The following is a 21,009-nucleotide window of genomic DNA, read 5'->3' on the forward strand; positions in this document are numbered from 1 at the left end:
TCCCCCCTATGCCCCTGATTTCCCGCCCCCCCCAGTTCTGGAGGCTGATACGTGTCTGCCTGCTGTTCAGCTTCATGGTGCTGGTCAGCCTGTTTTTCAGCCTGCCCGCGCACTGCGCCACGTCGCAAGAGCCTGGCAACCCGTCGTTGACCCGACTGCTGGACATGCGCAGCGCCCTGCCCCACAAGGTGCTGCGGGTAGCAACCATCGTGCCCCCTGAGCGGCCTCTGGAAAGTGCCGGCAACCAGGTGCTCAAAGTGATCTCCGACGAGTACCTCAAGCTCATCGGCAAGCAGCTTGACCTGCGCTTTGAGTACGTCGAACTGGCCTCGCCCCAGGACGCGATCCGAGCCCTGCTCGAACACCGTATCGACCTGCTGCCACGGGCCACCGCGCTTGAAGCACGGACCCCCGGCCTGTCCCTCAGCCGTGCGTACCTGAACAACCAGCCGATCATTGTCGGGCGCATCAACGACAAGAGCCTGCCACCGGACCTGGAAGACAAGCGGGTGCTGGTACTGGACAACTACCTGGACCTCAAGACCGTCAGAAAGACCTATCCACGGGCCGACGTCAGCGGCGTGCACACCACCGCCCTGGCCCTTGAGCAACTGGCGGGCAAACAGGCCGACGCCTTTATCAGCGACCGCTTCCGCACCACCCTGTACATGCAGGCCCGCCCGGATCTGCGGCTGCACAGCAAGTTTTCTGCGCAATTGCCCGACGCCGGCTTCGCCTTCGCCGTGCGACGCGAGGATGCCACCCTGCGGGCACTGATCGACTACGTGCTCAACGCCATTCCCGAGGAGCACAAGCGCCAGATCCAGAACCAGTCGAGCCAGGAGCCCTTTCCCTTCGCGCCGACCGAGTCGTTTTCCCTGACCCCCAGCGAACTGAGCTGGCTCACCGCGCACCGGCAGATCAATCTGTTGGTGGAAGAAGCGCCGCCCTACATCTACCGCAATGCCGAGGGCCAATGGGCCGGACTGAGCATCGATATCCTGCGCACCCTGGCCGACTCGTTTCGCCTGCAACTCAACATCCTGCCCAGTCGCTCCAGGACCGATGACCTGGAACAACTGGCCGCCGGCAACGCCGACCTGACCACCCGCGACCTGGGTCTGCCCGACAATGCCCGGGGCATCGGCCTGAGCCAGAGCTACGGCACTCGCAACTGGGCCTTTGTGGTGCGCCATGGCGACAGCTCCCCCAGTTCCCTGGACGCCATGCTGGGGCGACACCTGGCGCTGCCGCGCAACCACCCGCTGCTCGAACACCTGAAACAGCGTTACCCGGATATCCATCTGGTGCTCACCGACGATCATCGCCAGGCCCTGAACCTGGTGCTGCAACGTGAGGTCGACGCCACCCTGGATACCCCGGTGGGCACCGAGGCGTTGTCCGGTTCCGGGCTGCAGTTCGGCCTGGCCTTCGACGCCCTGCCCGCCCCCCATCGCTTTGCCGTGGCCCCAGGTTCCAGAGAGTTGCTGAGCGTGCTCGACAAGCTGCTCGATTCCATGGCCAGGAATCCGCAAAGCGACATCCAACTGATCGCCGAACAACACTCCAGCACCGCGCTCTGGAGCTGGGTCGTCGAGCAGGCCTGGCATGTGGGTGTGGTGATCCTGATCATCTTCGTGCTGTCGCTGATCTGGAACTGGCGCCTGAAGATCCAGGTGCGGGAAACCATCTGCGCGCAGACCCGCCTGCAGGACAAGCTGGCGTTTCAGTTCTCCCTGCTCAATGGCCTGCCGACACCGCTGTATGTCTGCGACCTGGACGGTCGGTTGAGCACCTGCAACCGCGCCTATGAAGAGTTCTTCGCCACCTCCCAGGAACAGGTCGAGGGCTGCCTGCCCACCGAGCAGCCGAACATGCCGCGCGAGTTCGCCGAGGTGCTGCAAGAGGAGCATCAACTGCTGCTGGCCAATCACCGGCCCCGCTTTCTCGACACCAGCCTGTGGATCAACGAGCAGCAATTCTGCCTGTACCAATGGCTGGTGCCGTTCTACAACGCGCGCGGAGTCCTGCAAGGGTTGCTGGGGGGCTGGCTGGACATCTCCGAGCGCAAGAACCTGGAACTCAAATTGCGCGAGGCCAAGCAGGTTGCGCAAAAAGCCAGTGCCGCCAAAAGCGAGTTCCTCGCCTCCATGAGCCACGAACTGCGCACCCCGCTCAATGCCCTGGTCGGTCTGCTGGAACTGGAGACCAGCGCCAGCCAGGCGCCCTCGCACAATCTGCGGGTTGCCCAGCAATCGGCGACCTCGATGATCGACCTGATCGGCAACATCCTGGATCTGGACAAAATAGAGAGTGGCCTGATGCAACTAGCGCCCCACCCCACCGCCCTGGAACCCCTCTTGGCCAACGGTCTCGGGCTGTTTGCCGTGCAGGCCCGGGAGAAACGCCTGCAACTGAACTTCGACTATCAGGCCAGCCCCAACCGGCTGTACTGGGTAGACTCGCTACGCCTGCAGCAGATTCTGCACAACCTCTTGAGCAATGCCTTGAAGTTCACCGACCGCGGCCACATCCAGGTCACCCTGCGCGAAACCCATGTACAGGACAGCAACAGCCTGCTGACCCTGAGTGTTCGCGATACCGGCATCGGCATTCCCCTGGCCAATCAGGCGGGGATTTTCGAGCCCTACCGCCAGGCCACCGCGCGCACGGCACACCTGTACGGCGGCTCGGGACTGGGCCTGAGCATCTGCCATCAGCTGGTGCAATTGATGGGGGGCCGCATCTGGCTGGAAAGCGAACCCGGACAAGGCTGCTGCATTCACGTCGAACTGCCCGTGAGCTGGCAGACGGCGAACGCGGAAGTGGCGGAACAACCGGAGGTGAAACCAATCACCGGCAAAGCCTTGCGGGTGCTGGTGGTGGACGACGTCTCCACCAATGGCCTGGTGCTGACCCTGCAGCTGGAGCGCATCGGCCACGTTGCAGAACACGTCAGCAGTGGCGAAGAAGCCCTGCAGTTACTGCGCCACCGCCACTACGACGTGTTGATCAGTGACTGCAACATGCCGGGCATGGACGGCTACAGCCTGGCCCGTGCGGTGCGTGAAGCCGAACAACAGAGCGGTGCCCCGCCGCGCCTGATCGTCGGCTACACCGCCAGCGCCCTGAGCAACGAAGCGACCCAGTGCTCCAACGCCGGGATGAACGATCTGATGATCAAGCCCGTGACCCTGGCCCGGCTGCAGGAAGTGCTGGGCAGCCACACCGGCGCCGGCGAAGAGCGGGTGCGCGCCTTCGACATCGACCACCTCAGGGACCTGGGGGAAAACAGTCCGACCCTGCATCGGCGCATCCTCAACGAACTGACCAAGAACCTGCAGCAGGAAATCGCCGAACTGCGCACCTGCGTCCTGGCCAATACCCCGCACCTGATCAACGACCTGACCCATCGCCTGAGCGGCGTGGCCTGCCTGATCAACGCGCAGGACATGGCCAGAACCTGCGACGCCCTGAGAAAGGTCGACGTGACCCATCTGCCGTCCGTGCGCAACTGCCAGCAAGCGCTGCTCAACGCCATGGAGCAGGTTTACGAAGAGGCCCGCAAGCAGCTGGCCAGCCTGCGCGAAGCGCCCGACGCCGACAGCCCGCCTCTGCCCCAGACACCCCAGGTCCAGGGCTAGCCTCCCTGAGGCGGACGCCGGGGCGCCGGGCTGCGCGCCCCGGCCCGGCACTGCCGCCATTCTCGTACTTGTCTCATTCAACCGCCGCCCCCGCCTGCCTAACCTTGCGCCGGCTTTCGAGCACTGACAGTCAATGGCGCCAGACTCCCGGTGAGTCGCTACGCCAGCTCTCGATTGCTTGTTGAATCCAATAACGTCCAATCAGGGAACAATCGATGATCACGCGGCATACCCTCCATTCATTCCTCAAGCTTCCGCTGGCGATGGCCATCGGCCTGGCGGCACTCAGCGCGCAACAGGCGGCGGCGCACGGTTACATCGAAAAACCGAAATCCCGCGCCTTCATGTGCAGCAACCTGGGTGGCAACCTGAACAGCAACTGCGGCGGCGTGACCTACGAGCCGCAGAGCGTCGAATACCTGGCCAACGGCAGCCGCGACGGCTACCCGAGCACCGCCCAGGCCTGCCACGGCGAGTTCACCAAGTGCGGCCCCGCAGATGGCACCATTGCCGCCGGTGGCCTGCGCAACTTCGCCGGCCTCAACGAACAGACCGCCAACCGCTGGACCAAGGTCAACATCAAGCCCGGACTGAACACCTTCGACTGGCGCTACACCGCGGTGCACGCCACCCGTAACTGGCAGTTCTACATCACCAAGAAAGACTGGAATCCCAACCAGCCGCTGACCCGCGACTCGTTCGAACCGGTGCCACTGCTGACCGACAACTGGAACAACACCCTGCCGACCAAGACCGGCGGCACCACCAGCCACAAGGTCAACATTCCGGCCGACCGCAGCGGCTACCACATCGTCCTCGGCACCTGGATGGTGGGCGACAACACCAACACCTTCTATCAGGTGGTGGACGTGAACATCGAGAACAGCGAAGTCGCGCCTTCGAACTGGAAGAACATCGGTGCCGTTCAACCCCAGGCCCTGAGCATCGGCGACAAGGTCATGACCCGGGTGTTCAACGACCAGGGCGAACTGTCGGCCAAGCAGGTCACCCTGAACATCGACAGCGCCGAACTGGCCAAGGACAGCATCTGGCCCAAGGCCCTGGCCGAGAAGGTCAACCGGGCCAAGCTCGGCTATCAGATCGGTGAGCTCAACGACAAAGACCAGGTGGTGCCGCAGTTCGGCAAGAACAGCATCTTTGTCGACAAGAACAGTGACATCAACAGCGTGCTGATCGCCAAGGAACAAGCCGCCAAGCCGGGCGAACTCAAGGTCACCGGCATGCAGTCCGAGTACAGCCTCAAGGACGGCAAGGTCGACCTGCACTTCAACGCCATCGCTCTGAACGGCGACTTCACCATCACCGCCAGCGTGCTCAATGCCAAGGGTGAAACCGTCGCTCACCAGCAAGCCGACAGTGGCAACAATGCGCCGCACTTCAGCCTCGCGCTCAAAGGCCTGACAGCGGGCCAGTACGATCTGGTGGTGCTGGCCACGTCGAAGAAAGGCGAGCTGCTGCAACAGACCATCAGCTTCAACCTCAAGGCCGAGCCGGTGGTCGAGGAAACCCCGGGCGGTGGCGGCAATGATGGCGGCACCACCCCCGAGACCCCGGCCAAGTACGACCACGTGTTCCCTGAGGGCTTGAAGGCCTACAAGGCCGGCACACGGGTGCTGCAACCCAAGGACGGCAAGACCTACCAGTGCAAGCCGTTCCCTTATAGCGGCTACTGCGTGCAGTGGAAGGCCGGCGCGACTCACTACGAGCCGGGCATCGGTTCTCACTGGGAAATGGCCTGGACCCGCCAGTAATCCTGCAACTCCCCAGTTGCTCCTTGGGGCGTGACGCGCAAGCGTCACGCTCATTTTTTTTCCCGTCGGCTCGCGTGCGCAAGGCCGCAAAGGCTCACTCGACGTGCCGCGCCAGCCCTCGCCAGATCCGGCAAAAAACCTGTTCTAGAGCCTTCCGACTCTCGTACTCGTCCCATGTGAACACCCTGGAGCAGCACGTAGCCTGTGCTCGCTGGCAAGGCTGCCGGAGCAGCGGACATCACGGGTGTCCCTGTGCCCCATCACCGGCCCCTCGCAGCGCTTCAACACTCATTTTTTAATTGCTCAAGGCATACACCATGATCAACTCCAACCGGACTCGCTCCTTCCTCAAGCTGCCAATCGTCATCGCCATGGCGACGGCGGGACTGGCCGCCCAGCAAGCCTCCGCCCACGGTTATATCGAGAGCCCCAAGTCCCGCGCCTTCATGTGCCATTCCGATGGCGGCAGACTGAACGTCAACTGCGGCCCGGTGATGTACGAACCACAAAGCACCGAGTACATCGGCGTGCCTGGCCGTAACGATCTCGAGCACTTTCCAAGCAACGCCCAGGCCTGCACCGGCGACTTCAAGGTATGCGGCCCGGCCGACGGCACCATCGCCGCCGGCGGCCTGGTGCGCTTCTCCCCGATCAACGAGCAGAGTGCTACCCGCTGGGCCAAGACCACCATCAAGCCGGGCCCGCAGAACTTCACCTGGCACTACAAAGCCGGTCACGCCACCCGCTACTGGCAGTTCTACATCACCAAAAAAGACTGGAATCCGAACCAGCCGCTGACCCGCGACTCGTTCGAAATGACCCCACTGCTGGATCAGCCATGGCCGTCTGGCACCGTCCCGGCCCCGGCCAACGGCGAAACCCATCACACCGTGAACATCCCGTCTGACCGCTCCGGTTACCACGTGCTGCTGGCCACCTGGAAAGTCAACGACACCGACGCCACTTTCTACAGCGTGGTCGACCTGAACATCGACAATGGCGAGGTCATCCCGTCGAACTGGAACACCGTGGGCGCGGTACAACCTGAAGCCCTGAGCATCGGCGACAAGGTCAAGACTCGCGTCTTCAACGCACAGGGCGAGCTCAACGCCAAGCAAGTGGTGCTGAACATCGACAGCGCCGAACTGGCCAAGGCCGACGTCTGGCCGCACGCGCTGGCGAAGAAGGTCAATGCCGCCAAGCAGGGCTACCAGATGGGCCTGCTCAACGACAAGGACGAAGTGGTGCCGAATTTCGGCAGGAACGAAATCCTGGTCAAGAAAGGCAGCGACATCGTCAACGTGATGATCGACAAGGAACAGGCCGCCAAACCGGGCCAGCTGTCCATCACCGGCATGCAGACCGAATACACCCTGAAAGACGGCAAGACCGAACTGCACTTCAACGCCATCGCCAAGGGCGGCGACTACACCGTGAAGGCCACCGTGCTCAACGCCAAAGGCGAAAGCGTGACCTTCCAGCAAGCGCCGGCCGGCAACACCCCGCACTTCTCCATCCCGCTGAACAATGTCAGCCCCGGGGTCTACGACCTGGTGGTCGTGGCCACCTCGAAGAAAGGTGAAGTGCTGCAAGATGGCGCCCGCTTCACCCTCAAGGCCGAAGCCGGCGGTGGTGAAGGTGGCAACGAAGGCGGAAACGGCGGTGAAGGCGGCGCCAAGTACGACTACGTGTTCCCCAATGGCCTGAAATCCTACAAGGCCGGCACCGTGGTGCTGCAACCCAAGGACGGCAAGACCTATGAGTGCAAGCCAGGCGCCGTCGCCGGCTGGTGCACCCAGTGGACCAGCAGCGCCAATGCCTACGAGCCGGGCGTAGGTTTCGCCTGGCAGTCGGCCTGGAACGTCAAGTAACTCAATCGCGTCAACCACCCGAGCGTGGCGCCACGGCGCCACGCTCCTTGTTAGCGGTCAAGCCCCCCCATGAGCTCAACCCCCTATTCAAGAACCCATGTGCTGCTGCACTGGCAGGGTGAAAACCTGCCCAGGCGCATGTGCTTATGAGCGCCCTTCGCCTCTCACTTCGCGCTGGCCTGCTGGTCGGCGCCTTGTCGTTTCTGGCGGCCTGGCTGACTTGGCTGGCCTACAGCAGCTGGCAGTTCCGGCAAAGCCTGAACCCGGCGAGCCTGCAGGCGCCCTCCGTCGCGCCGCCGACGCCCCGGGCCCAGCCCGACCCGCAAGCCATCGCCCGGCTGTTCGGCGTGCAATTGCCGGAGCATTCCAGCGACCTGCCCCGGGTGCCGCTGAACCTGGTGGCCAGCCTGGTGGCCGGGCAACCGGAACAGTCCCGGGCCCTGATCGAATCGCCCGAAGGCCGCCGCTTCTATGGCATCGGCGAGCCCCTGCCCGGCGGTGGCAGCCTGCGCCAGATCGGCACCGACCAAGTGCGGGTGCAACGCTTTGGCGAGGAACTGATCCTGAGCCTGCCCCAGCACGAAACGCTATTGCTGACCCCGCAGGACCAGGACGCCGCCGCGGCCCAACCCCATCCACAGCCAGGCAGCGGGAGCCTGCTGCAACCGTCTCTGCAACCCCCTGGAGCATCATGAATCGAGCATTTATCGCCGGGTCCCTGCTGACCCTGGGCACCCTGATCAATCCCGTGTACGCCACGGAAAAAACCACCGCGGCCCAGCAATGGACCCTGAACATGAAGGACGCCGAGCTGCGCGACCTGGTCAACGAAGTGGGCCAGATCACCGGCAAGACGATGATTCTGGACCCGCGCCTGAACGGCAAGGTCACGGTGCAGTCCAGCACCGCCATGGATCAGCAGGGCATCTACTCGCTGTTTCTCACCGCCCTGCGCAGCCAGGGTTTTGTCGCCATGGACCAGGGCGACCGGGTGCTGATCCTGCCGGTGGCCGAAGCCAAGACCAAGGCCCACGCCGAGCCCAGCGGCGCCAGCGAAGAGTTCGTGACCCAGGTCATCGAACTGAACAACGCCAACGCCAGCGAAGTGGCCAGCGCGGTGCGCCCGCTGGTGGCCGCGGACGCCTACATGGCACCTTCCACCACCTCCAACGCCCTGGTGATTTCCGACAGCGCCAACAACGTCGAGCGGGTGCGTATGGTGATCAACGAGCTGGATAACGCCGGTGGCCGTCAGTTCAGCATCGTGCAGCTCAAGCATGCCTGGGCCACCGAAGTGGCCAAGACCCTGACCGACAGCCTGGCCGACAGCAACAGTGCGATGACCAGCGCCAAGGCCATTGGCGACTCGCGCAGCAACCGCCTGATCCTGGTGGGCCCGGCGCCGATCCGTCAGCAGATGCAGCGTCTGGCGCAAAGCCTGGATGTGCCGACCAATGTCGGCGACACCGCGCGGGTACGCCGCCTCAACCACAGCGATGCGAAGAAGCTCGAAGAACTGCTCAGCGGCATTGGCAAGCGCATGGAATCCGGCAACCGTAGCGGCGACAGCCAGAAGCCCGACAGCCCGGTGCTGGTCAGCGCCGACACCAGCCAGAACGCCCTGGTGCTGATGGCCTCGCCGGCCCAGCTGGCGACCTTCGAAAGCATCATCAACGAGCTGGACCGGCCCCGGGCCCAGGTGCTGGTAGAAGCGGCAATCGTCGAAGTCAGCGGCGACATCAACCAGGCCCTGGGCGTGCAATGGGCCGGCAACCGCGGCAAGCTGTCCGCCGCTGCCAACTTCAACAGCGCTGGCCTGTCCATCGGCACCCTGCTCAACAGCCTGCAGGACGAAAAGCGCCCGAACCTGCCCGATGGCGCGATCATCGGCATCGGCGGCAGCAACTTCGGCGCGCTGATCACCGCCCTGTCCAGCGACTCCAACAACAACCTGCTGTCCACCCCGAGCCTGCTGACCCTGGACAACGAAGCGGCGGAAATCCTCGTCGGCCAGAACGTGCCGTTCCAGACCGGCTCCTACACCACCGACACCGCCGGTGCCAGCAACCCCTTCACCACGGTGGAGCGCAAGGATGTGGGGATCACCCTCAAGGTCACGCCGCATATCAATGAAGGCAACTTCCTGCGCCTGAATGTCGAACAGGAAAGCTCCGAACTGGCCGCCGCGCCGCCAGGCATCAACACCAGCGACGTGATCACCAACAAGCGCTCGGTCAAGAGCACCATCCTGGCCAACGACGGGCAGATCATCGTCCTCGGCGGGCTGATCAAGGACAACGTCAAGGTCCAGGTCAGCAAGGTGCCGCTGCTGGGGGACATTCCCTGGGTTGGCCGTCTGTTCAGCAGCAGCAAGGAAGTCAACGAGAAGACCAACCTGATGGTATTCCTGCGTCCGACCCTGCTGCGCAACGCCGCCAGCACCGAGCAGATGAGCCAGCACAAGTACAACAACATGCGCTCGCTGCGCAGCCCGGACGGCAAGACCGGCGGCCAGTTGCCTGCTGACGCCAACCGCCTGTTCGACGCCAACCGCCAGGGCGATGCGGGCCTGATCGACATGCGCGCCCCCGGCGCCCAGCGGCAACCATGATCGCCACAGCCGAAGACGCGCGTCTGGCCTTTGCCTACGCGCGCCGCCACGGTGTGGTGCTGGACCATCAGCCGGACGGCGCGGTGCTGTATTGCCGCGCCAGTACGCCGTTGTCGGTGGTGGCCGAAGTGCGCCGCTTCAACGGTGCGCTGCTGCGCAGCGAGGTGCTGGACGACGAGGCCTTCGCCCAGCGCCTGGCCGCTCACTACCGCGACGGGCAGAACGGCGCCAAGCAGGTGGCCGACGGCCTGGGCGAACAGTTCGACGAAGAGTTCGATCTCAACAGCCTGGCCGAGCAACTGCCCAAGACCACCGACCTGCTGGAACAGGAAGATGACGCGCCGATCATCCGCCTGATCAACGCGATCCTCAGCGAGGCGGTCAAGAGCAAGGCCTCCGACGTGCACCTGGAAGCCTTCGAAGAACACCTGTCGGTGCGCCTGCGGGTCGACGGCCTGCTGCGTGAAGTGCTGCGCCCGCGCCGCGAGCTGGCGACCCTGCTGGTGTCGCGGATCAAGGTCATGGCCAAGCTGGACATCGCCGAGAAGCGCATCCCTCAGGACGGTCGGATCGCCTTGCGCATCGCCGGCCACGAGGTGGATGTGCGGGTCTCTACCCTGCCCTCCAGTCATGGCGAACGGGTGGTGATGCGCCTCCTGGACAAACAGGCCGGGCGCCTAAATCTGAGCCACCTGGGGATGAATGAGACGGTGCGCCAGCGCCTGGAAATCGCCCTGCACAAACCCCACGGCATTCTCCTGGTCACCGGCCCCACCGGCTCCGGCAAGACCACCACGCTGTATGCCGGGCTGGCCAGCCTCAACAGCCTGGAGCGCAACATCCTGACCATCGAGGACCCGGTGGAGTACCACCTCACCGGGATCGGCCAGACCCAGGTCAACGCCAAGGTCGACATGACTTTCGCCCGGGGCTTGCGGGCCATCCTGCGTCAGGACCCGGACGTGGTGATGGTGGGCGAGATCCGCGACCGCGAAACCGCGGAAATTGCCGTGCAGGCTTCCCTCACCGGGCACCTGGTGCTCTCGACCCTGCACACCAACAGCGCCATCGGCGCGGTGACCCGGTTGGTGGACATGGGCATCGAACCCTTCCTGCTCTGCACCTCGCTGCTGGGGGTATTGTCCCAGCGCCTGGTGCGCCTGCTGTGCCCGGAGTGCAAGGAGCCCCACAGCGCCGATGCCGCCGCCTGCGAACGCCTGGGGCTGAGCGCCGACGCCGCGCCGCAGTTGTACCGACCCAAAGGCTGCAGCGCCTGCCAGCACTCGGGGTATCGCGGGCGCCGGGGCATCTATGAACTGGTGCTGTTCGACGACACCTTGCGCCAGTTGATCCACACCGGCGCCGGCGAGTACGAACTGCTGGAGCATGCACGCAAGCACAGCGCCAGCCTGTTCGACGACGGCCAGGCCATGGTGTTGCAAGGGCAGACCAGCCTGGAAGAACTGCTACGCGTGACCCAGAGGGACTGATCATGGCCGCTTACGAATACCTGGCCATGTGCGCCGCCGGCAAAAAATCCACCGGCGTGGTGGAAGCCGACAGCCCGCGCCATGCCCGGCAACTGTTGCGCGAGCGCCAGCTGGTGATCCTCAAGGTCAGCGTCGCGCAGAGCAAGCGCGTGCGTGGCAAAGGCTTGCTGCAGGTGTCCGGCGGCGGCTTGAGCAGCGCCGAACTGGCCTTGCTCACCCGCCAGTTGTCGACCCTGGTCCAAGCCGCCCTGCCCCTGGAGGAGGTGCTGGCCGCGGTCGCCGCGCAGTGCGAGAAACAGCGGATCAAGAGCATGCTCCTGGCCATCCGCTCCCGGGTCCTGGAGGGCTATAGCCTGGCGGTGGCCCTGGCGGCCTACCCGCGGGCCTTCCCGGATCTGTACCGGGCCACGGTGGCCGCCGGCGAACGCTCCGGACACCTGGGCCAGGTGCTGATGAACCTGGCCGACTACACCGAGGCCCAGCAAGCGGCCCGTCAGCAGATCCAGCTGGCCATGCTCTACCCGAGCATCCTGATGCTGGCGGCCGTCAGCATCGTCGGCTTCCTGCTGGGCTTCGTGGTGCCCGATGTGGTCAAGGTGTTTATCGACAGTGGCCAGGAACTGCCGCTGCTGACCCGCGGCCTGATCGCCAGCAGCGCCTTCCTGCAGGACTATGGCCTGCTCATGCTGCTGGTGATAGCGGCCCTGGTCCTGGCCGCCCGCGGCGCCGTCCGCAACCCGGCCACCCGCGAGCGCTGGCATGCCCTGGTGCTGCAACTGCCGCTGCTGGGCAGGCTGATCCGGGCTAGCAACTGCACGCGTTTTGTCAGCACCCTGGCGATTCTCGGACGCAGTGGCGTGCCACTGCTGGACGCCCTGTCCATCGCCAGCGAAGTGGTGGCCAATCAGAAAATTCGTACCGGTCTGAAAGACATTGTCCGGGGGGTACGCGAAGGTATCAGCCTGACCCGGGCCCTGGAACTCAACGGCAGTTTCCCACCGATGATGCTCTACATGATCGCCAGCGGTGAACGCTCCGGCGAGCTGGACAGCATGCTCGAACGCGCCGCCAAGCAGCAGGAAGAACAACTGGCCAACCGCATTGCCTTGCTGGTGGGCCTGTTCGAACCGGCCATGCTGGTGTTCATGGGCGCCTCGGTGCTGATCATCGTGCTGGCGATCCTGATGCCGATCCTCAGCCTGAACCAATTGATTACCTGAATGCGGAACCCCCTACGTGCAGACTCAGAACAAACAACGCGGTTTTACCCTGATTGAAATCATGGTGGTGGTGGTCATTCTCGGGGTCCTCGCGGCCCTGGTGGTGCCCCAGATCATGAGCCGTCCCGACCAGGCCAAGGGCGCCGCCGCCCAGAGCGATATCAAGGCCATTGCCATGGCCCTGGACATCTATAAGCTCGACAACCACCAGTACCCCAGCAGCCAGCAAGGGCTCGAAGCCCTGGTCAGCAAGCCCAGCGGCAACCCGCCGGCACGCAACTGGAACCCCGACGGTTACCTCAAGCGCCTGCCCATCGATCCCTGGGGCAATGCCTATCAATACCGCGTGCCAGGCGCCCGCGGCACGGGCTATGACCTGTTCTCCTTTGGCGCCGACGGCAAGCTCGGCGGTGACGGCCTGAACGCCGAGATCGGCAACTGGGACCGCTGAGCGGTGCAACGCTCCCACGCCAAGGGCTTCACTCTGGTCGAAGTACTGGTGGTGGTGCTGATCATCGCCCTGTCTGCGGGCATGATCGGCCTGATCAACCCCGACTCCGCCAGCCGTCAGGCACGCCGTGAAGGCGATCGCCTGCTGGCGCTGCTGCAACTGCTGCGCCAGCAGGCGGTGTTGAGCAACAGCGACTACGGCCTGCGCATCGAACCCGACGCCTACTCCGTGCTGCGCCTGGATGAACAGGGGCAGTGGCTGACCGACCGCGACTGGCGGGGCCAGAGCCTGCCCGACAACCTGCGCCTGCGCCTTGAGGTTGCCGAAGCCGGCCCGGCCCTGGGCCAGGCGGTGAGTCGCAGCGCCCTGCCCCAACTGCTGGTGCTGTCCAGCGATGAAACCAGTGCCTTCACCCTGTGGATCGAGCACCGCAACACTCCGTTGCTGACCCTGTCCAGCGACGGCATACAGGAGCCTCGACTTGAAACCTCGAACTGAGCAGGGTTTTACCTTGTTGGAAGTCATGGTGGCGCTGGCGATTTTCGCCACGGTGTCGATTGCGCTGTTCAGTGCTATTCAGCATGTGGCCATCAACAGCGGCAATCTGGCCGAACGCACCCAAGCCACTTGGATTGCCGACAACTACCTGAATGAACTGCGCTGCGGCATGCAGCCGCGCACCCTTGGGCGCCAGCAACGGCAGGTCGAGTTTGGCGGGCGCAACTGGTGGCTGTTCAGCGAGATCGAAGCGGCCCCGGACTCGCGGTTGCTCAAGGTCAACCTGCGGGTCTCGGCCGAGCAGGACCCGCAACGGGCCCGGCAATACAGCCGCGCGCAGCTGCTGGGTTACATCGAGGCCAACCCATGAACCAGCGCGGCTTCACCTTGCTGGAAGTGGTGGTGGCCATCGCCATCTTCAGCCTCCTGGGGTTGGCGACCTATCAGTTGCTGGATCGGGTGATGCGCAGCGACCAGCGCATCCAGAACCAGGAACAGCAGTTGCGCCACCTGCAACGGGCCCTGAGTCTGCTGGAGCGTGATCTGGTGCAAGTGCAGCGTCACGCCCTCAAGGACGACCACAGCCATAGCCAGGCGCTGATCAGCCAGCACCAGGGGCTGCGCCTGCTGCGCGGCGGCTGGCGCAACCCCCTGGATGCTCCGCGCAGCGATCTGTTGCAGGTCAACCATCGCTTGAGCGACGGTGCGTGGATTCGCGAAACCCAGGGCCTGGAACGAGACAGCCTCAGCCAGGTGCAACCCTTGCTCAGTGGGGTCGAGCTGGTCCACTTGCGCTTCATCGACGCCCTGGGCCAGCCCCATGACAGCTGGCCCATCGGCAGCGAGGCCCTGAGCCTGCCGGCCGCCGTGGACATTGAGCTGAGCGCGCCCGGCTTCCCGCATATCCGCCGGGTCATTCTGCTGCCCGGCGGCGCCGAAGTGGACGAGGACGCACCCCGTGAATAAGCCTCGTGCACAGCGCGGCGTTGCCTTGCTCAGCGTGTTGCTGATCACCGCGCTGGTGACCCTGGTGGTGAGCAATATGCTCGCCCGCCAGCGACTCAGCCTCGCCAGCAGCAGCCACCTGGTGCAACACCAGCAGCTCTGGCAACTGGCCCTGAGTGGCGAAAGCTGGGCCCGTAGCCAGTTGCAGGAAGATGCCCGCAGCGAAGGCGGCCTGCTGGTAACCCATCTGGGCCAGCATTGGGCCCGGCCGGCCCCGGCGTTCCCGATCGAGGGTGGCAGGATTGCGATCCAGATCGTCGATCTGGGCGCGCGCCTCAACCTCAACAGCGCGCTGGTGCAGGACGATGTCATCCCCCGTGCCCGCTACCAGCGGCTGCTGGCCCTGGCCCAGATCAAGCCCCACGACCCGGCGGCGCTGTCGCGCCCTCTTGATCGCCTGGGCCGCCCATTGCCCCTGAGCGACATCAGCGAGCTGCGACAATTGCCGGAAGTCGACCGTGACACCCTGCAACGCCTGTCGCCACTGGTCGCGGCCTATGAACAAGCCCACATCAACCTCAATACCGCCAGCGCCCTGGTGCTGGCCAGCATCGAAGGCATCGACCTGCCGACCGCCCAGACCCTGGCCCAATCGCGCCCGAGCAAGGGCTATCCCACGGTCGCCGCGTTCCTCGCCAACCCCATGCTCCAGGGCCGGGACATTACCCCTCGCGGGCTGAGCGTCAACAGTCGCCAGTTCCGCGCCACCATCGACGTTGAACTGCATGGCCGACGCCTGCGCCTGGTCAGCGACCTGCGCGTCATGAACGCTGAACAGGTCCGGGTGCAACAGCGCACGCTGCTCCCCGGACCGTCCAACGCCCATCTGCTTACCGAGTAACCATTGATGAGCCATTGGCTTTACCTTTCGCCCCATACCACCGGCGACACACCGTGGCGTTGCCACTGGTGGTCAGCCGGCAGCACGCCCCAGCAAGGCAGCCTGGAACAGGCCGCCGAACAGCTTCGCGAGCATGGATTTGTCCTGCTGCTGCCGATGGAAATGGCCAGTTTTCATCAAGTCAGCGTCCCGGCCCGCAGCGGTCGCTGGTTGCGCCAGGCGCTGCACAGTGCCCTGGAAGAACACTTGATCGACGACGTCGAGCACTTGCACATGGCCCATGGCCCGTTGCGCGAGCGACGTCACTGCTCGGTGCTGGTCATCAATCGCGAGCGCCTGCAGCGTTGCCTCAAGCGCCTGGCCGAACACGGACTGCAACCGTCGCGCATGCACATCGATGCCGACTGCCTGCCCCAGGACCGGCCACGAGCCCTGGCCTGGGACGGCCGCTGGCTGTTGGGCGGCAGCGCCCCACTGCGCCTGACCCTCAGCGACCAGGAGCTCGGTGACCTGAATCGGTTGGTGCCGGATGGTCTGCTGTGGCAAGGCGCCCAGGCCCCGGGCATCGACGGCCTGGAACCGCAGCACTGGCAGGCCGAGGAGCAGCCTTGGCAAGTGCTCAGCCAGGGCAGCCTGCAGGCAATCGACCTGTGCCAGGGCCAATTCCAGCGTCGCACCCGCAAAGCGAGGCCCTGGCGCCTGGCGCTACTGGTGCTGGCGATTGCCGGCGGCGCCCATCTGCTGCAGAACATCGGGCACCGGTTGTACCTGGAGCAACGCAGCGACCAGTTGCACGCCGCCAGCCAGAGCCTGTGGCAAGAGCGCTTTGCCGATGAACCGGTTACCGCCGATCTGGCGCGTCAGGTGCGGCTCAAGCAACGCCAACAGGTGCAGGAAACACCGGGCGTAGCCCTGCGTCTGTCGCAACTGGCGGAGCAATGGGTCGCCAGTGGCGGCGCGCTGTCGATGATCCAGCGTCTGGATTACCAGGCCGAGGAAGGCTGGAGCCTGCAAGTGAGCGCCCCGGCCTTTGCCGATCTGCAAATGCTGCGCGAGGGCCTGATCAACCAGGGCCTGAGCGTCAGCACCGACTCATCCGTGCGGGACGCTCAAGGCGTCTCCGCGCGTTTTCAAATCAAGGAGTAAGACGTGAATCCATCCAGCGCCACGACTCCGACCAGGACCGCCCTGGCGAACCCACTCCGACAACGCTGGCAGCGTCTGGCAAAGCGCGAACAACGGGCAGTACAAGCCCTGGTGGTCTTCGCTGGCCTGACCAGCCTCTATCTACTCTGGCAACCGCAACAACAGGCTCTGGCCCTGGCCGAGCAACGCTATACCGAGGAAACGCAATTGCTTTTAGATCTACAACGGCTGCCCGTCAGCACCTCCGCACCTCGTGGCCCAGTCATTTCCGGTGATGCCCTGCCGGGCATGCTGGCACGCTCCAGCAGCCAGGCCGGGCTCAACCTGGAACGCATGGACCAGGAGGATGAAGGACGGGTCAACCTCAGTCTGGAGGGGCCTCTCAACGGCCTGATCACCTGGATCGACCAGTTGGAGCAGCAGCAAGTCGCCGTGCTGTCGTTCTCCATCGAGGTCAACAAGGACGCCATGGCCAGCGCACGCTTGCAGCTGCACAGCCCTTGAAACCTTGTCACGCTTGAAACCTGGACAACAAAAAGCCCGCCGAAGCGGGCTTTTTTTATTGGCTCAACAACCGGATTCAGTCATCGCGGCCCATGATGCCGAACAGCTGCAGCAGGCTGACGAACAGGTTGTAGATCGATACATACAGGCTGATGGTGGCCATGATGTAGTTACGTTCGCCGCCATGGATGATGGCGCTGGTCTGGAACAGGATGCACACCGAGGAGAACAGCACGAAACCGGCGCTGATCGCCAACTGCAGACCGCTGATCTGGAAGAACAGGCTGGCCAGCACGGCGCCCATCAACACGAAGAAACCAGCGGTGATGAAACCACCGAGGAAGCTCATGTCCTTGCGGGTGATCAGCACGTAGGCCGACAGACCGCCAAACACCAGCGCCGTCATGGCGAAGGCCGAACTGACCACTTCAGCGCCGCCCTGCATACCCAGGTAACGGTTGAGGATCGGGCCGAGCAAAAAGCCCATGAAACCGGTCAGGGCGAAAGCCGAGACCAGGCCCCAGGCCGAGTCACGGAGTTTGTTGGTGAGGAAGAACAGACCGTAGAAGCCGATCAGCACCACGAAGATGTTCGGGTAGCCGACGCGCATCTGCTGCGCCACATAAGCCATGACACCACTGAACGCGAGGGTCAGAGCCAGCAAGCCATAAGTGTTGCGCAGGACGCGGCTAACCTCTAGCTGCTCGGCCTGCACGCCGTTGTTAACTGCGTAATCCTGTTCGCGCATGGCGACACTCCTGTTGGGGGAAACATTTAGTGGCAAGGATGATAACAGAGGCTCTGTAACTCGCGATGCAGAGAGTTTGACAGTGTGTTTCATTCGGGTATTATGGCGCCCGCAATGCGATCTGGAGGTGTGGCCGAGTGGTTTAAGGCAGCGGTCTTGAAAACCGCCGACTGTAACAGGTCCTAGAGTTCGAATCTCTACGCCTCCGCCAAATCTCAACGAGAAAGCCCTGATTTTTCAGGGCTTTTTTGTGTCTGGGGTTTGGCATTTCTGACGCAGTGATGCATGGCGTTTCCGCATCTTTTCGCTGATTTCCGCAACTCAACACTCTTCTAAGGCGTTCTGCCTGACATCATTTTGTAAAAATTCAGCTGCAATACTCCGCATACAAAGCGTGCTTTTTTTCCGGCTGCCACCTAGGGCAGCTTTTTTTTGCCCGCTGGTTTTGGGAGCCGCTTTGCCAGATTGACCAATTGGACCTCAGCCTTTTGCAGTGCTGTAGCGGCAGCAGACAACCAGACCTGCTTCAGAGGCCGCAGGTCGGTTTCAATCTGAGCTTTTTGACACCACTGGTAATGGTCATGCCAGGCGCCCAATGCCGACTGCAATTCCTTGAGAGCCCTGGCTGACTTTTTTGACAGTGGAGACAGTTCGGGGAAGGCCTCCGTCAGATAACGGGTCCGCTTGACCAGTATTCTCAGCTCGTGGCGATCATATTGGGAGTCATCCACGGCAGCATGCAATCGGTCGATCTGCTTGCAAAGCGCCGTCTTAATTTGCGTCTCAATACCTTTCAATTCGCCATTGGCTTCAATCAAGCGAAAGCTTGATGGCCATTTATCCAGCCGAACCAACAGGCTCTTGATGGACTGCCCATTGAGAATGCTTTCGTAGCTTGAATCCAATCGAGACGCCCTGGTTTGCGCCAGCCCGGCAAACCCCCTCTCCTGAAGCTCCAGGATCATCACTTCCAGATCCCGGGCCGGGGTCGTTTCTCTGCCGACCTCTGCCGCCGCGTCGTTTAACGCAGCCACTTCATTCAATAAACGAAATGGCTTCAGCAGGCTTCTAATCTTCCTGACGGCTATTCTGAGATCGTGCAAAGCCTCATTGTCGGTACGACACTCCAGGCGCGCCTGCGCGTGATAAAGCGCAACCTGGAGGGTCAATATCTCGGCCACAAACTTGTTCACAAATGACATTCAGAGCAGCCTCGTCGAGAGATTGCTGGGTTAGATCAAGCAACGACCTTAAGCACGTCCTTCATGTGCGAACGACAACGGGATAGGCCAAGTGCAACGAACATTTACCTTAGCCTACTATTTGATTTCATTTTCATGACGGGTCGCTGCGCCCCATAACTGCCACAAGCCCAGTGCGCTGTCTTTCTCCTATGCCGGTCCTTGCAGGTGTCGGTATCCAGCCGCTTGAATGAAATCAGCCAAGTGCCAAATCTCTCCATTCGCAGCCCATAAACCATCTTTGACTTCATCAAGGATGATAGAAGTCATGATGATCCGTTGATCGCCGGCTGCTCGCGCCTGGCTGACAGCCTGATGCAAACGCTTCACATAGTCGCTTCGCATCGCCTCATTCAACACGCCGTCAGGAACCTTGACCTGCACGATGCAGGGAATGGCCTGAGCGCTGATATCCATCGCGCCGCATGTCCAGGCGCCTGCAGGCACTTCATCAATGAGCGTCCAACACAGCCCCTGTTGACGAGGATCATCGCCGATTTGTTCGACTGCCACGGCCACTTTCGTAACCTCTTCGCAAAGCCGTGCCCGTTGCTCGGGAGAAAAAGAACCTTGGGGCACTTTGATCAGAATATTTGGCATACCGGTTAACGCTCGATGAAATGGAGGCGTCATTAAGCCTGTCATGCAACACTGCAACCAGAGACCGATTTGACATCTTTCATGCATAATCAGCCAATGAACGACTTCACGATTTTGGTCGCCAATGGCGCCTTCGCCTCCAGTGTCGCCCTGACTCTGGACATCCTTTCGACGGCAGCCGTAATCGCCCAGCGACAAGGCACTGCCGTACCACGCTGGGAGATCTGCGGGGTAGACACCGATTGCGTGACACTCGGCCACGGCATGCAAATTGCCGTTCAGCCCTTGACCACTCGATTCGATGACCGCTCTTGCTGGATTATCCCCGGCATCGGAGTCGCCGATGCCCTTACACTCGAACACCGATTAAAACAGGCGGATATTGCGCTGTTGATTCCGGCACTACTCTCCCACGTGCAATCAGGGGGCGACGTAGCCGCATCCTGTTCTGGGGTATTCGTCCTGCAGGCTGCGAAGCTGCTCGCCGGGCACTGTGTGACCACTTCCTGGTGGCTGGCCCCCTTGCTCCGGCAGTGGGCACCTGAGTGCCAGGTAGATGCCGATCGCATGGTCATCATCGACCCGCCGTTGATCACTGCGGGCGCAGCGCTGGGTCATAGTGATCTGATGTTGCATCTTCTGCGAAGCCGCTTCTCCCCGGCTTTGGCAGATGCCGTTGCAAGGGCGCTACTGATAGATGGCAGGCAATTACAATCGCCCTTCATGGTTCCGGCAATGATGGCTCAGGGGAACGAATTGATCGCACAGTTGACGGCCCATATTGAAGACTCGCTACCAGCGACTATCAGTGTCAGTGCACTCGCCTCCAGCTTTGGTTTGTCAGAACGGACCTTGTCTCGACACGTCCACAAGGCAACCGGTTATAGCCCGTTACGGCTGATCCAACGAGTCCAGGCCAATAAAGCCCGAGAACTGCTGGCAAACAGTAAATATTCAATCGACACCATTGCCGAACACGTCGGATACAAAGACGCCACCTCCCTGCGGCGACTGATGAAAAAGATGCTGAACGCAACACCACGGCAATTGCGCTAGCGGCCATGGCGAACTGTTTTCAATCCAACTGTCCGATTTGGAGTGCAACTCGAACAGCTCGCTTGTTCATAATCACCAACGAGAGGGCGGGAAATGTTCACGTATTGGCCAGAATCTACCGGCCACCAAACGCTCGCACGCAAAAAAACGATACGTTAAGTCGCTGGCAAAGATAATGCCCCTGCCCCCAAAAATTTCGTCACTTTTGAAGAGATTCAGCGCAGCTGTCGGCATTTCAGCAGCGATTTTTTACTGAACCCAATCGTAATTACTATAGAGCGCATAGAAAAACAGGCATTAAGTTCCTCAGC

The 21,009-nt window shown here is 62.6% G+C and carries 18 protein-coding genes and 1 tRNA gene; 16 read left to right on the plus strand and 3 right to left on the minus strand.

Going from position 1 to position 21,009, the window contains the following annotated elements; translation table 11 throughout:
- Positions 1–8: 8 nt before the first annotated feature.
- From PFZ56_RS24300 to PFZ56_RS24365, 14 genes are all read left to right on the plus strand, one after another.
- Positions 9–3,644 carry an ATP-binding protein gene (locus PFZ56_RS24300; protein WP_170003129.1) on the plus strand — a complete coding sequence of 1,212 codons (3,636 nt, stop codon included), beginning with the start codon at positions 9–11 and terminating at the stop codon, positions 3,642–3,644.
- 215 nt (positions 3,645–3,859) lie between these two features.
- Positions 3,860–5,416, plus strand: coding sequence for an N-acetylglucosamine-binding protein GbpA (gene gbpA, locus PFZ56_RS24305; protein WP_102881621.1), 1,557 nt, complete (start codon positions 3,860–3,862; stop codon positions 5,414–5,416).
- Positions 5,417–5,733: 317 nt separating this feature from the next.
- On the plus strand, positions 5,734–7,287 hold the full coding sequence (gene gbpA, locus PFZ56_RS24310) for an N-acetylglucosamine-binding protein GbpA (RefSeq protein WP_170003127.1): 1,554 nt from the start codon (positions 5,734–5,736) through the stop codon (positions 7,285–7,287).
- A gap of 146 nt (positions 7,288–7,433) precedes the next feature.
- Complete coding sequence (locus tag PFZ56_RS24315; protein ID WP_110596061.1) at positions 7,434–7,982, plus strand: type II secretion system protein N; 549 nt, start codon at positions 7,434–7,436, stop codon at positions 7,980–7,982.
- A complete protein-coding gene (gene gspD / locus PFZ56_RS24320) occupies positions 7,979–9,898 on the plus strand; it encodes a type II secretion system secretin GspD (protein ID WP_170003125.1) in 1,920 nt (639 codons plus the stop codon). The genes PFZ56_RS24315 and gspD overlap by 4 nt, the downstream gene beginning before the upstream one ends.
- Positions 9,895–11,388: a type II secretion system ATPase GspE gene (gene gspE / locus PFZ56_RS24325; protein WP_102881625.1), complete on the plus strand. Its 1,494-nt coding sequence runs from the start codon at positions 9,895–9,897 to the stop codon at positions 11,386–11,388. The genes gspD and gspE overlap by 4 nt, the downstream gene beginning before the upstream one ends.
- Before the next feature lie 2 nt (positions 11,389–11,390).
- Complete coding sequence (gene gspF, locus PFZ56_RS24330; RefSeq protein WP_110596062.1) at positions 11,391–12,608, plus strand: type II secretion system inner membrane protein GspF; 1,218 nt, start codon at positions 11,391–11,393, stop codon at positions 12,606–12,608.
- Between the two features lie 61 nt (positions 12,609–12,669).
- A complete protein-coding gene (gene gspG / locus PFZ56_RS24335; protein WP_222933766.1) occupies positions 12,670–13,059 on the plus strand; it encodes a type II secretion system major pseudopilin GspG in 390 nt (129 codons plus the stop codon).
- A gap of 3 nt (positions 13,060–13,062) precedes the next feature.
- On the plus strand, positions 13,063–13,557 hold the full coding sequence (gene gspH, locus PFZ56_RS24340; protein ID WP_170003123.1) for a type II secretion system minor pseudopilin GspH: 495 nt from the start codon (positions 13,063–13,065) through the stop codon (positions 13,555–13,557).
- Positions 13,541–13,927 carry a type II secretion system minor pseudopilin GspI gene (gene gspI / locus PFZ56_RS24345; RefSeq protein ID WP_258381458.1) on the plus strand — a complete coding sequence of 129 codons (387 nt, stop codon included), beginning with the start codon at positions 13,541–13,543 and terminating at the stop codon, positions 13,925–13,927. Before gspH ends, gspI begins: the two co-directional genes overlap by 17 nt.
- Positions 13,924–14,523 (plus strand): type II secretion system minor pseudopilin GspJ, encoded by a 600-nt coding sequence (gspJ, locus tag PFZ56_RS24350; RefSeq protein WP_110596063.1) that lies wholly within the window; start codon positions 13,924–13,926, stop codon positions 14,521–14,523. Before gspI ends, gspJ begins: the two co-directional genes overlap by 4 nt.
- The gene (gspK, locus tag PFZ56_RS24355) at positions 14,516–15,403 is read left to right on the plus strand and encodes a type II secretion system minor pseudopilin GspK (protein ID WP_170003121.1); all 888 of its coding nucleotides are present in this window, start codon (positions 14,516–14,518) and stop codon (positions 15,401–15,403) included. Before gspJ ends, gspK begins: the two co-directional genes overlap by 8 nt.
- Before the next feature lie 6 nt (positions 15,404–15,409).
- On the plus strand, positions 15,410–16,549 hold the full coding sequence (gene gspL / locus PFZ56_RS24360; RefSeq protein ID WP_170003117.1) for a type II secretion system protein GspL: 1,140 nt from the start codon (positions 15,410–15,412) through the stop codon (positions 16,547–16,549).
- Positions 16,550–16,552: 3 nt separating this feature from the next.
- Positions 16,553–17,053 carry a type II secretion system protein M gene (locus tag PFZ56_RS24365; protein ID WP_258010386.1) on the plus strand — a complete coding sequence of 167 codons (501 nt, stop codon included), beginning with the start codon at positions 16,553–16,555 and terminating at the stop codon, positions 17,051–17,053.
- Between the two features lie 76 nt (positions 17,054–17,129).
- On the opposite strand, the gene PFZ56_RS24370 is transcribed toward PFZ56_RS24365, so the two are convergent.
- Entirely contained in the window at positions 17,130–17,801 is a 672-nt protein-coding gene (locus PFZ56_RS24370) for a Bax inhibitor-1/YccA family protein (protein WP_011062013.1), read from the minus strand.
- Positions 17,802–17,924: 123 nt separating this feature from the next.
- Between PFZ56_RS24370 and PFZ56_RS24375 the strand changes: the two genes are divergently transcribed.
- Positions 17,925–18,012 (plus strand) — tRNA-Ser (locus PFZ56_RS24375).
- A 205-nt stretch (positions 18,013–18,217) separates the two neighbouring features.
- On the opposite strand, the gene PFZ56_RS24380 is transcribed toward PFZ56_RS24375, so the two are convergent.
- Both PFZ56_RS24380 and PFZ56_RS24385 read right to left on the minus strand, forming a co-directional pair.
- Positions 18,218–19,003, minus strand: a complete 786-nt coding sequence (locus PFZ56_RS24380; protein ID WP_110596065.1) for a CHAD domain-containing protein — start codon at positions 19,001–19,003, stop codon at positions 18,218–18,220.
- A gap of 189 nt (positions 19,004–19,192) precedes the next feature.
- On the minus strand, positions 19,193–19,642 hold the full coding sequence (locus PFZ56_RS24385) for a tautomerase family protein (RefSeq protein ID WP_170003115.1): 450 nt from the start codon (positions 19,640–19,642) through the stop codon (positions 19,193–19,195).
- A 96-nt stretch (positions 19,643–19,738) separates the two neighbouring features.
- Here PFZ56_RS24385 and PFZ56_RS24390 point away from each other — a divergent pair, with 96 nt between their 5' ends.
- Positions 19,739–20,698 carry a GlxA family transcriptional regulator gene (locus PFZ56_RS24390; protein WP_170003113.1) on the plus strand — a complete coding sequence of 320 codons (960 nt, stop codon included), beginning with the start codon at positions 19,739–19,741 and terminating at the stop codon, positions 20,696–20,698.
- Positions 20,699–21,009: the final 311 nt, after the last annotated feature.

The organism is Pseudomonas danubii, from assembly GCF_042980055.1.
Lineage (GTDB): Bacteria > Pseudomonadota > Gammaproteobacteria > Pseudomonadales > Pseudomonadaceae > Aquipseudomonas > Aquipseudomonas danubii.